Source organism: Thiobacillus sp. (assembly GCF_024708915.1).
This window is the reverse complement of record NZ_JANJXQ010000017.1, coordinates 1-11,715: the sequence shown is the minus strand read 5'-3', so window position 1 is coordinate 11,715 and position 11,715 is coordinate 1. Positions and strand designations below refer to the sequence as shown.

Annotated in this window: 12 protein-coding genes and 1 pseudogene; 12 read left to right on the top strand and 1 reads right to left on the bottom strand. The window is 65.8% G+C overall.

Going from position 1 to position 11,715, the window contains the following annotated elements; translation table 11 throughout:
• Positions 1 to 199 precede the first annotated feature (199 nt).
• Both Q0L94_RS01500 and cueR read left to right on the top strand, forming a co-directional pair.
• On the top strand, positions 200 to 2,188 hold the full coding sequence (locus Q0L94_RS01500) for a copper-translocating P-type ATPase (protein ID WP_296749403.1): 1,989 nt from the start codon (positions 200 to 202) through the stop codon (positions 2,186 to 2,188).
• Complete coding sequence (gene cueR / locus Q0L94_RS01495) at positions 2,185 to 2,577, top strand: Cu(I)-responsive transcriptional regulator (RefSeq protein ID WP_296749401.1); 393 nt, start codon at positions 2,185 to 2,187, stop codon at positions 2,575 to 2,577. Before Q0L94_RS01500 ends, cueR begins: the two co-directional genes overlap by 4 nt.
• A gap of 20 nt (positions 2,578 to 2,597) precedes the next feature.
• Here the strand turns inward: cueR and Q0L94_RS01490 are convergent, their stop codons facing one another.
• A complete protein-coding gene (locus tag Q0L94_RS01490) occupies positions 2,598 to 3,356 on the bottom strand; it encodes an energy transducer TonB (RefSeq protein ID WP_296749399.1) in 759 nt (252 codons plus the stop codon).
• Positions 3,357 to 3,443: 87 nt separating this feature from the next.
• Here Q0L94_RS01490 and Q0L94_RS01485 point away from each other — a divergent pair, with 87 nt between their 5' ends.
• From Q0L94_RS01485 to Q0L94_RS17885, 10 genes and pseudogenes are all read left to right on the top strand, one after another.
• Positions 3,444 to 4,238 carry a dienelactone hydrolase family protein gene (locus Q0L94_RS01485; protein WP_296749397.1) on the top strand — a complete coding sequence of 265 codons (795 nt, stop codon included), beginning with the start codon at positions 3,444 to 3,446 and terminating at the stop codon, positions 4,236 to 4,238.
• Positions 4,239 to 4,265: 27 nt separating this feature from the next.
• A complete protein-coding gene (locus tag Q0L94_RS01480; protein ID WP_296749395.1) occupies positions 4,266 to 4,586 on the top strand; it encodes a hypothetical protein in 321 nt (106 codons plus the stop codon).
• A gap of 725 nt (positions 4,587 to 5,311) precedes the next feature.
• On the top strand, positions 5,312 to 5,872 hold the full coding sequence (locus Q0L94_RS01475; protein WP_296749393.1) for an ANTAR domain-containing protein: 561 nt from the start codon (positions 5,312 to 5,314) through the stop codon (positions 5,870 to 5,872).
• Between the two features lie 269 nt (positions 5,873 to 6,141).
• Positions 6,142 to 7,413, top strand: a complete 1,272-nt coding sequence (locus tag Q0L94_RS01470) for a CmpA/NrtA family ABC transporter substrate-binding protein (RefSeq protein WP_296749391.1) — start codon at positions 6,142 to 6,144, stop codon at positions 7,411 to 7,413.
• A gap of 45 nt (positions 7,414 to 7,458) precedes the next feature.
• Positions 7,459 to 8,370: a nitrate ABC transporter permease gene (gene ntrB / locus Q0L94_RS01465; protein ID WP_296749389.1), complete on the top strand. Its 912-nt coding sequence runs from the start codon at positions 7,459 to 7,461 to the stop codon at positions 8,368 to 8,370.
• 79 nt (positions 8,371 to 8,449) lie between these two features.
• Positions 8,450 to 9,247 (top strand): ABC transporter ATP-binding protein, encoded by a 798-nt coding sequence (locus Q0L94_RS01460; protein ID WP_296749387.1) that lies wholly within the window; start codon positions 8,450 to 8,452, stop codon positions 9,245 to 9,247.
• A gap of 191 nt (positions 9,248 to 9,438) precedes the next feature.
• Positions 9,439 to 9,888 (top strand): universal stress protein, encoded by a 450-nt coding sequence (locus tag Q0L94_RS01455; protein ID WP_296749385.1) that lies wholly within the window; start codon positions 9,439 to 9,441, stop codon positions 9,886 to 9,888.
• Positions 9,889 to 10,044: 156 nt separating this feature from the next.
• Entirely contained in the window at positions 10,045 to 10,794 is a 750-nt protein-coding gene (minC, locus tag Q0L94_RS01450; protein WP_296749383.1) for a septum site-determining protein MinC, read from the top strand.
• Positions 10,795 to 10,818: 24 nt separating this feature from the next.
• Entirely contained in the window at positions 10,819 to 11,634 is an 816-nt protein-coding gene (gene minD / locus Q0L94_RS01445; protein WP_296749382.1) for a septum site-determining protein MinD, read from the top strand.
• A gap of 1 nt (position 11,635) precedes the next feature.
• Positions 11,636 to 11,715, top strand: a pseudogene (locus tag Q0L94_RS17885) (cell division topological specificity factor MinE); the annotation flags it as partial.

Sequence of the window (11,715 nt, the reverse complement as noted above, 5' to 3'; positions counted from 1 at the left end):
TCGGGCAGCGCGCGCCGCGGCGCAGCCGGGCTGGCGCTTGCCGCCTGCGGCCGTGGCGCGCCCAAGCCGGCGCGCGCCACCGCCGCGGTCACCGCGGCGGGCGCCCGGCCCAGCCCCCCCACCCCCGGCGCCGGGGCCGGGGGGGGTGGCGCTGGGCCCGGCGGCCGCCGCGCTTTTCGCCGGGGGGGCGGGCGCGGGCTTGGGCGCCCCACGGCCGCAGGCGGCAAGCGCCAGCCCGGCTGCGCCGCGGCGCGCGCTGCCCGACTGGTGGCCGGTGGCACTGGCGATCGCGCTATCGCTGCCGCTGGTCGCCCCCATGCTCGGCAGCCTGTTCGGCGTGCACTGGATGCCGCCGGGCTGGCTGCAAATGGTGCTGGCGACGCCGGTGCAGTTCTGGCTCGGCGCACGTTTCTATCGCGCCGGCTGGAAGGCGCTGCGCGCCGGCAGCGGCAACATGGACCTGCTGGTGGCCGTCGGCACCAGCGCGGCCTATGGTCTGAGCGTATACCTGCTGCTAACGAGCGGCGACCCGATGCATCTGTATTTCGAGGCGTCGGCGGTGGTGATCAGCCTGGTGCTGCTGGGCAAATGGCTGGAGGCGCGCGCCAAACGCCAGACCACTGAAGCCATCCGTGCCCTGCAGGCCCTGCGCCCGGCCACCGCACGGGTGCGTCTCGACGGTGTCGACCGCGACATGCCGATCGACGCAATCCGGGTGGGCGATCTGGTGGTGATCCGCCCCGGCGAACGGGTGCCGGTCGACGGCGAGGTGATCGAAGGCGAAAGTCAGATCGACGAATCCATGCTCACCGGCGAATCCCTGCCGGTCGACAAGCAGGCGGGCGATACGGTGACCGGCGGCGCCATCAACGCGCACGGCGTGCTGCTCGCGCGCACCACGGCAGTGGGAACGGAAACCACGCTGGCGCGCATCATCCGCATGGTGGAAAACGCGCAGGCCGCCAAGGCGCCGATCCAGCGGCTGGTTGACAAGGTGAGTGCGGTGTTCGTGCCGGTGGTGATGGGAATCGCCTTGCTCACCTTTGCCGGCTGGTGGGCGCTGGGCGGCGACGCCGAACAGGCCATCCTCAACGCAGTCGCAGTGCTGGTGATCGCCTGTCCGTGCGCGCTCGGTCTGGCCACCCCTACCGCCATCATGGCGGGCACCGGCGTCGCCGCGCGCCACGGCATCCTGATCAAGGACGCCGAAGCGCTGGAACTGGCGCACAAGGTCGACACCGTAGTGTTCGACAAGACCGGTACCCTCACCGACGGCACCCCGCACGTGGTGGCCTGCCTGGTGGCGGACGGCAACGACGAAAACGAGGTATTGGCCATCGCCGCCGGACTGCAGGCAGGCAGCGAGCACCCGCTGGCGCGCGCGGTACTGGCGAAGCACGCCGCTTCCGGCAGCGCCCCCCCGCCCGCGCGCGCGCACCAGGCGCTGCCGGGGCGCGGCATTGCCGGCGAAGTCGGCGACGAGAAATACTGGCTGGGCAATCGCCGCCTGATGACCGAGAACGACGTCGCCACCGCCGCGCTCGATGCCGCCGCGGCCGAACTGCAGGCCGCAGGCCGCACCGTGTCGTGGCTGGCGCGCGCCAGCGACCGCCGCGCACTGGGCGTGCTGGCTTTCGGCGACGCCATCAAGCCCACTGCCGCCGCAGGCGTGGCGCGCCTCAAGGCGCAAGGCATCGCCACCGTCATGCTCAGCGGCGACAACCGCGGCGCCGCCCAGGTGGCGGCCGACGCGCTCGGCATCGACACCGTGCTGGCCGAAGTGCTGCCGGCGGACAAGGCCATGCACGTCGGCCGGCTCAAGACCGCGGGCGGGACGGTGGCGATGGTCGGCGACGGCATCAACGACGCCCCGGCGCTCGCCGCCGCCGACGTCGGCATCGCCATGTCCTCCGGCAGCGACGTCGCCATGCATACCGCCGGCATCACCCTGATGCGCGGCGACCCGGCGCTGGTGGCCGACGCCATCGACATTTCCCGGCGCACCTACAGCAAGATCCGGCAGAACCTGTTCTGGGCCTTCATCTACAACGTGGTCGGCATTCCGCTCGCCGCGGCGGGCCTGTTGAATCCGGTCATTGCCGGCGCGGCGATGGCCTTCTCCAGCGTCAGCGTGGTGAGCAACGCGTTGCTGCTGCGGCGCTGGCGTCCTGCCGGGGACGCGCGATGAACATCGGCGATGCCGCCCGCGCCAGCGGCGTGTCGGCCAAGATGATCCGCCATTACGAGCGCAGCGGCCTCATCCGCACAAGCAGCCGCACGCAGGCGGGCTACCGGCAATATCGCGAACGCGACGTCCATTTGCTGCGCTTCGTCCGCCGCGCGCGCGACCTCGGATTTTCGCTCGATCAGATCGGCCAGCTGCTGTCGCTCTGGGACGACCCCGGACGCGCCAGCGCCGACGTCAAGCGCCTGGCCGAAGCGCACATCGCCGATCTCGACGCCCGCATCGCGGCGCTGACCGAGATGCGCACCACCCTGGAAGCACTCGCGCAGGCCTGTCACGGCGACCACCGCCCCGACTGCCCCATTCTGCAGGGCATCGCCGACGCCCCCTGAAACCCGCCGCCTGCCACTGCTTACCGCGGCCGTCCTTCCCAGTCGTACTCCACCTCGATCAGCACCCGCGCGCGCACCGGGCGGCCGCCCTTTTGCGCCGGAGCAAAGCGAACGTCGCGGAACGCCTTCAGCGCTGAATCCTCGAACATGCCGGGTGGGGCGGCACTCACGACATCGACGTCGCTGACGCGGCCATCCGCCTCCAGCTTCAGTTGCAGCCGCACCTTGCCGGACAGCCGCTGACGGTCGGCGGCGACAGGATAATCCGGCACGATCTCGCGCAAGGCACGCGGATGCACGTCGACGTCGCGCGCACCGTAGTAGGTGAGATCGACCGGGCTGCTGATCGTCACGCCCGGCATCGGCGCGGAAGCTGCCGACGGCGATGGCGCCGGATCAGGCTCTGGCGCAGCGGGCGCGGCCGGCTGTACTTCGGCAGCAGCCGGCGCGAGGGATACGGGCGGCGGTGCAGGCGGCTCGGCCACCGGCAGCGCCTCCGCCGTCTCGCTCGGTGCAAGCCGGGGGGGCTCCTGCACGGGGTCGTCCGGCGCATCCACCGCGGGCGCGAGGGGCGGCGCATCCACCGCAGGCAACGCAGCGGGCGGCGACTCCAGCCGCGCCTCGATCACCGGCCCCTCCAGGCTCAGCGCAGACGGCGGCGCCAGCTGCACCAGCGCAATCAGCGCCGCATGCAGGCCCAGCGAAATCCACATCGCCGCCAGCGGCCGCTGCAGCCGGGGCGGAATCGCCGGTTCGTCGAGGGAGGCGTTCACCGGCATCGATGCCCGCCGAGGCAGGTTTTGACCGCACAGGAAACCGGGGGCACTGGCCTAGAATGGTGGCCAGAACAACACCAGGAGAAGACCATGAAAAGACTCGTCATCGCGGGCGCCATCTTAGCATCGGCGCTGGGCGCACCGGCCTTCGCCAACGCCGTCGAGCTGAGCCAAACCACCATCCAGGCCGCCGACGGCTCCGAGGTGCCGGTCGAAATCGCCACCCCCGCCGGCAAGGGCCCGTTCCCGCCGCTGCTGTTCATCCACGCCAAACGCGGCTACGAAGGCGACGAGCGCGCCCACGTGCGCGAACTCGCCGAGCAGGGCTTTCTGGTCGTCGCGCCCGACTGGCAGAGCGGCCGTTTCATCGAGCGCTGGCCCTCTGCGCACAACCCGGACACCGAAATGGATGTGGAAGCCGGACTCGACTACCTGAAATCGCTGCCCAACGCCTGCAAACAGCCGGCCGGCATCGTCGGCCTGTCGCGCGGCCCGTATTACGCGATCCGGCTGGCCGCCAGGCGCGGCAACGACATCGCCGCCATCGTCAGCTATTACGGCCACATGCAGAATCCCAACGCGCCCGAGCCGGAGCAGCTGTTCAGCATCGCGCCCGAAATCGCCCAGCTCAATACACCGATCCTGTACCTGATCGGCGACGCCGATTACGAACTGCGCCGCATGAACGGCGGCCGCGCGTTCTATGCGCTGTGGGAGCGCGGCGTGCCGGTGGAATGGCAGGAATACCCGATGGCACGGCGCGCGTTCGACTTCCGCCCCGACCAGACGCCGGAGGAAAAGATCGCCACACGGCATGCACGCGAGCGGGCGAAGAACTGGCTGGCGAAGTGGATGAAGCTGACGCCGGAGATGAAGTGCAAGTGACGGCTGAGTGGTTGCCGGGTAGTTGAAGTGTTCGCTGTACTTGAGTCCGTTGGCCGGGAGTTGCCCGGCGGCAAGTCACTTTCTTTTGCTTCGCCAAAAGAAAGTAACCCAAGAAAAGGCGACCCCGACATCCCCGAATTCCCGAAGATCAAGCGCGTCGGGTGGGCGGCAAAGAACTCGCCCCGCCTTGCTGTTTTTAATTTGTTTTTTTGTAGGCGAGGCTCAAACACCTTTGCCGCTGATCCACCCGCCACACTTGATCTTCGGCGGGGCTGTAAGGGGAAGGACGTCAAAACCAGTTTGGCGATGAGCTACCGTCGCGGACTCGGATTGAGTGTTTCGCAGTAAAGCTCGCCCAAGTACACAAACTGTCCTGACACCATTGGCCTGGTTTTTGTTTCCCCCTTACAGCCACGCCGAGAATTGGTCCTGCCGGGTGGATCAGCGGCAAAGGTGTTTGAGCCCCGCTCACAAGAATTAAACCAACCCAGCAAAAGCGGGGCGAGTTCTTTGCCGCCCACCCGGCAGGACCAATTCTCGGGAATTCGGGGATGTCGGGGTCGCCTTCTTTTGGTTACTTTTCTTGGCGAGACAAGAAAAGTAACTTGCCGCCGGGCAACCCCCGGCCAACGGTCAGCAGTCTCACAGAAGCGCCAACTACTCAGCCGTGCTCCGCACCAATCCAAAGACAGAATTGCTACGCCACGTTTATGCCCTACGGGTGCTCGCAATGACGCGCCCCATCTGCGCCCCGTTTTGATTCCATTCCCCCGCCCCATGCACCACAACGGCACACCCCAGCCCGTGCCCCGCACGCCTCAAAAACACACAAGCATTTGATAATCAAGTATTCCAGAAGCTGGCACGCCCCCTGCTGTATCCAGAGCGAGCATCCAGACCGCAAGGCCCGCTTGCTCCACCCATAAAGGGCAGGCCTTGGTTGTCCCCGCAAGGGGGAGGCCGTGGTTGTAAAGCTGCTACGCAGCAACAACCACGCTCAGGCAGCCTCCTCCGACCTGGCGGCCCCTCCGGAGGCCGCTTTTTTACGACGCCTACAGACAACCGAATGGAACATGCGCGTACTGATTATTGAAAACCAGCCCGAGCGGCTGGCGATGCTGGTGCCCGCGCTGCAAGCGGCGGGCTGTGTGGTCGCGGCCACGCTCAATTCGGCGCGCAGTCTGGATGCGCAGGTGCGGGCGCTGCGCCCGGACGTGGTGATCATCGCGCAGGACTCGCCCGACCGCGATACGCTGGCGCACCTCTGCGTGGCGAACCAGAATTGTCCGCGTCCGGTCGTGATGTTCACCGGCGACGGCAGCACGCAATCGATCCGCGCGGCGACGCAGGCGGGGGTGACGTCCTACGTGGTCGACGGGCTCGACCCGGCGCGCCTGCGCCCCATCCTCGACGTCGCGGTATCGCGCTTCGAAGCCTTCCAGACATTGCACGGCCAGCTTGAACAGGCGCGCCTCGAACTGGCCGAACGCAGGCTGATCGACCAGGCCAAGGCGCTGCTGATCAAGCAGACCGGCGCATCGGAGCCCGAGGTGTATCGCGAAATGCGGCGCACGGCGATGGATCGTGGCATGAAGCTGGCAGAAATCGCGCGCCAGATCCTGCAAAAAATCTAGTTTCGTTTGGTGCATGGCGGCGCGGATGCGCACTGCATAGGTGCGCAATCGCAACGCACCGATCGGGCCGCCAGACCACGAAAACCCTGCCAAGCCAGAAAACACAAGGAATCCGCGGTTCTGGCACAGCGGTTGCTATACCTCTGCTGAACAGTCGCAACGATGTGGCTTTCAGCGTGGCCCTGATTTATTCATTTCTTGGACAAAGGCGTCCGCCCGGAAGGCGACGCCTTTTTATTTATGCCCTTTGGGTATTTGGAGAACGCAACGTGAGCGACAACCAGGACAAGCCCATCGTACAAGACCCGGGTAAGCGTGATTTCCTGAAAAAAACCACCGGCGTTTCCGTCGCTGCCGCCCTCATGGCGCTGGTGCCGCCGGGGGTGCGACAGGGCGCCTGGGCCGCCGGCTCGGATGCACCGGAAAAACCCAATCTCAGCATCGGCTTCATTCCGCTGACCGACTGCGCGTCGGTGGTGATGGCCTCGGTGAAAGGTTTCGACAGGAAATACGGCCTCAAGATCACGCCCAGCAAGGAGGCCTCGTGGGCGGCGGTGCGCGACAAGCTGGTGAACGGCGAACTCGACGCCTCCCATGTGCTGTACGGTCTGATCTACGGCGTGCAGCTCGGCATCGGCGGGCCGAAGAAGGACATGGCGGTGCTCGCCACGATCAACAACAACGGCCAGGCGATCACGCTGTCGAAACAACTGAAGGACAAGGGTGCGGTCGACGGCGCCTCGCTCGCCAGGCTGGTGAAGGCCGAGCCGCGCGAATACACCTTCGCCCAGACTTTCCCCACCGGCACCCACGCGATGTGGCTGTACTACTGGCTGGCCGCCTACGGCATCGATCCTTTCCGCGACGTCAAGAACATCGTCGTGCCGCCGCCGCAGATGGTCGCCAACATGCGGGTGGGCAACATGGACGGCTTCTGCGTCGGCGAGCCATGGGGCGCACGCGCGATCCGCGACAACATCGGCTTCACTGCCGTGACCACGCAGGACATCTGGAAAGATCATCCGGAGAAGGTGCTCGGCACCACCGCAGAATTCGTGCAGAAATACCCCAACACGGCGCGGGCGATGGTCGCCGCCATTCTCGATGCGTCGAAATACATCGACGACATGAAGAACCGCGCCGAAGTGGCGAAGGTGATCGCAGCCAAGTCCTACGTCAACACCGACTACGGTTCGATCGTGGGCCGCATGCAGGGTGAATACGACAACGGCAACGGCAAGAAGTGGGCCGACCCCAACTACATGAAGTTCTTCAACGGCGGCCAGGTCGGTTTCCCCTACCTGTCCGACGGCATGTGGTTTCTCACCCAGCACAAGCGCTGGGGCCTGCTGAAGGCCCACCCGGACTATCTGGCAGTGGCGAAGCAGGTCAACCGCATCGACATCTACAGGGATGCCGCCACGATGACCAAGACCCCGCTGCCGAAGTCCGGGATGCGCTCGTCGAAGCTGATCGACGGCGTGGCGTGGGACGGCAAGGATCCAGCCAGGTACGCCGACAGTTTCAAGATCAAGGCCTGAGGATGACGCATGCCCCGGCCTCGCCGGGGCACAAGGAGAACGCATATGAATGCAGTCACATTGAACGACCGAAACCTGTCCGAAGTCATGGCAGCACCGGAAACCGAGCAGTTCGCCGCAAACGAACCCGTGTTGCCGGCGCGCCGCACGCCGCTGTTCGAAACCGAAGGCGGCAAGCGCTTCCTCGAAGGCGTGGTCAACGGCGTCAAGGCCAGCATCCCGCCGGCGCTCGGCCTGGTGTTTTTCGTCGCGCTGTGGGCGATCATCGCCAACACCGGCGGCACGATACCCGGTCCCGCTGAAACCTGGGTCGCCGCAGTCGATCTGTTTTCCGATCCCTTCTATGACAACGGCCCCAACGACAAGGGCATCGGCTGGAACATCCTCAACTCGCTCTACCGCGTCGGCATCGGCTTCGGACTCGCCGCCGCCATCGGCATTCCGCTCGGTTTCATGATCGGCCGCTTCGCCTTCCTCAACCAGATGCTATCGCCCATCATCAGCATCCTGCGGCCGGTGTCGCCGCTCGCCTGGCTGCCGATCGGCCTCTTGGTGCTGCAGAAGGCCGAGCCGGCGTCGATCTGGGTGATTTTCATTTCCAGTATCTGGCCGATGGTGCTGAACACCGCCGCCGGGGTGCAGCGCATCCCGCAGGACTACCTGAACGTCGCGCGCGTGCTCAACCTGTCCGAGTTCAAGGTGTTTACCCGCATCCTGTTCCCGGCCGTGCTGCCCTACGTACTGACCGGCGTGCGGCTGGCAATCGGCGTCGCCTGGCTGGTGATCGTCGCCGCCGAGATGCTCACCGGCGGCGTCGGCATCGGCTTCTGGGTATGGGACGAATGGAACAACCTCAACGTCGCCCACATCATCATCGCCATCTTCATCGTCGGCATCGTCGGGCTGCTGCTGGAGCAGGGTCTGATGCTGATCGCGAAACGGTTCTCGTATGAGTGAGGCGTAAAGGGTCAGGCGTGAGGTGAAGTTCACACACGCCGCCCTCACGCCTGCCACCTCACCCTTCACGGAGACAAACATGCAAAGCTACGTCCAGATCGAAAACGCCTCGATGGTGTTCAGCACCAGGAAAGGCAAATTCACCGCGCTCACCGGCATCAATCTCAATGTCGAGCAGGGTGAGTTCATCGCGCTGATCGGCCACTCCGGCTGCGGCAAGTCGACCCTGCTCAATCTGGTGGCGGGCCTGCTCGACGCCAGCGGCGGCGTGCTGCTGCTCGCCAACAAGGAGATCAGGGGGCCCGGCCCGGAACGCGGCGTCGTGTTCCAGAATCATTCGCTGCTGCCCTGGCTTACCGCGTTCGAAAACGTCCATCTGGCGGTGGAAAAAGTGTTCGGCGGCCGCGAAACCAGTGCGCAATTGAAGGCGCGTACCCGCGCCGCGCTCGATCTGGTGGGTCTGAGCCATGCCGCGGCCAAGCTGCCGGGCGAGATCTCGGGCGGCATGAAGCAGCGCGTCGGCATCGCCCGCGCGCTGGCGATGGAACCGAAAGTGCTGTTGATGGACGAGCCTTTCGGCGCGCTCGACGCGTTGACCCGCGCCCACCTGCAGGACGAACTGATGAAGATCGTCGCAGCGACAAAAAGCACCGTCATCATGGTGACCCACGACGTCGACGAGGCGGTATTGCTGTCCGACCGCATCGTGATGATGACCAACGGCCCGGCCGCCACCATCGGCGAAATCCTCGACGTCGGTCTGCCACGGCCGCGCGACCGCCTGCAGTTGGCGCACGACCCGCACTACGCCGCGCTGCGCAGCCAGGTGCTGGAATTCCTCTACCGCCGGCAGATGCGGCCGCAAGAGGCAGCCTGAGCCCGGGTACGCCTGCGATCATCGCGGCAACCCGCCACGCTGCGAACAGGCCGATTCCGCACTGCCCCCGCGGCTCCGTATGGGCGGCATGGGTTCATCGTGCCGCCTCACACCAGCGCCAGCGTCTATATTTCAACCATCATCCGGTTGTTGATACGGTCTTCCGCGTGGCATCTTTTCAAGGAGACATCATGTTCAATCGAATTCTGGTGGCTGTAGATGCGAGCGAAACCAGCGATCTTGCGTTGCAGGCTGCCATCAGGCTTGCCTCCGAACAGCACGCCCGCCTGCGGATCGTGCACGTGATCGACGCCACGAACATCAATAATTTTGGCGCCGAGTTTATTGACCAGCCCGCCATGCTGGAGAGCATCGCCAGAAACGGGCAGTCAATCCTGGCCCAGGCAGAAACGGCCGCAACGGCTGCCGGGGTGGGGGTTGAAACGCATCTCGTCCAGATCGAGACCATGAATCAGCGGGTATCTGAGATGATTGCCCACGACGCGGAAGCCTGGCCGGCCGATCTCATCGTCATCGGCACCCATGGCCGCCGCGGGCTGACGCGCCTGTTACTCGGCAGCGTCGCCGAGGGAACCGCACGTCTTGCCGTCAAACCTGTTTTGCTGATCCCGGGGAAATAGGCGTTTCCCATCGCCTGGCGGCCGGCTTGCCGAACCGCCTCAACACGCGGGCGGGCGCGGGGTATAACGCGCCTTGCCCCGCCATGCAGGTGCGGCTAGACTCTCGGGGTTGCTTTCTATCCGCCCGTTTTGTGAATTCTCCCCGCCCTGCCTGCCATGCCGCGCCGACGTGAGCCCCGCCCTGCACCCGCGCTGGAACTGAAAACCACGCGGCTTGCCGGGATACAAGTCATCCTCAACAGCGCCGAGCATGCTGCGCTGAACACGCACCTCACCACGCTGTTTGCGGCAACGCCGGATTTCTTCGCTGGCGAGGCCGCGGTATTCGAGTGCGGCCGTCTGCCGGCCGACGCGGCATCGCCCGACTGGACCTGGCTGGCGCAGGAACTGAAAAGCCGGGGGCTGAACCCGTTCGCGGTGCAGAATGCGTCGTCCGAACTGGCCGCCGCCGCCGCGCAGGCCGGGCTGCTGGTGCTCAACGATGTCGCGCCCGCGCCGACAGCTGCGCCTGTCGACGCGCCGTCCGCGCCACAAGCCGAGGCCGCACCGGAACCCGCCGCCGCGCCTGCCGCCGCCCCCACCCGCATCATCGACAAGCCGCTGCGCTCGGGCCAGCGGGTGTACGCGGCGGGCGGCGACATCGTGGTGCTGGCCGCGGTCAACCCCGGCGCGGAAGTGATCGCCGACGGCAGCATCCACGTCTATGCGCCGCTCAAGGGCCGCGCCCTCGCCGGCGCGCGCGGCGACGCCTCGGCACGCATCTTCACCACCCATCTCGAAGCCGAACTGGTCTCGATCGCTGGCGTCTATCGCACCTTTGAATCTGCACCGGATGCCGCCGTAGCGCGCAAACCCGCGCAAATCCGCCTGGCCGATGCCAGCCAGATCGTCATCGAACCTCTCTAACTCCCCAGCAAAAAAGGAAGCTCCGTGACCACCATCATCACTGTCACCTCAGGCAAGGGCGGCGTCGGCAAGACCACCACCAGCGCCTCGATCGCCAGCGGCCTGGCCCTGCGCGGCTTCAAGACGGCCGTGATCGATTTCGACGTCGGCCTGAGGAACCTCGATCTCATCATGGGCTGCGAGCGCCGCGTGGTGTACGACTTCGTCAACGTCATCCAGGGCGACGCCAACCTGCACCAGGCGCTGATCAAGGACAAACACGCCGACAACCTGTACGTGCTGCCCGCCTCGCAGACCCGCGACAAGGACGCCCTTACCGAGGAAGGCGTGGAAAAGGTGCTGAAGGAGCTCGAACACCAGGGCTACGACTACGTCGTCTGCGACTCGCCCGCCGGCATCGAGCACGGTGCGGTGGTGGCGCTGACCTTTGCCGACGTGGCGATCGTCGTCACCAACCCGGAAGTCTCGTCGGTGCGCGACTCCGACCGCATTCTCGGCATCATCCAGTCGAAAAGCCGCCGCGCTATCGAAGGCCGCGAACCGGTGCAGGAACACCTGCTGGTCACGCGCTATTCACCCAAACGTGCGCACGATGGCGAGATGCTGACCTACACCGACATCCAGGAACTGCTGCGGATTCCACTGCTGGGCGTGATTCCCGAATCCGAGGCGGTGCTGCAGGCGTCCAACCAGGGCATCCCGGCCATCCACCAGAAAGACACGCCGGTCGCCGACGCCTACCAGGATACGATCGGCCGTTTTCTCGGCGAAGAACACCCGCTGCGTTTCGTCGAATACGAAAAGCCGGGCCTGATCAAACGTCTGTTCGGAGGCAAGTGACATGTCCTGGCTCTCCCTCATATTCGGCGAAAAGAAAGCCACCGCCTCGGTCGCCAAAGAGCGCCTGCAACTCATCATCGC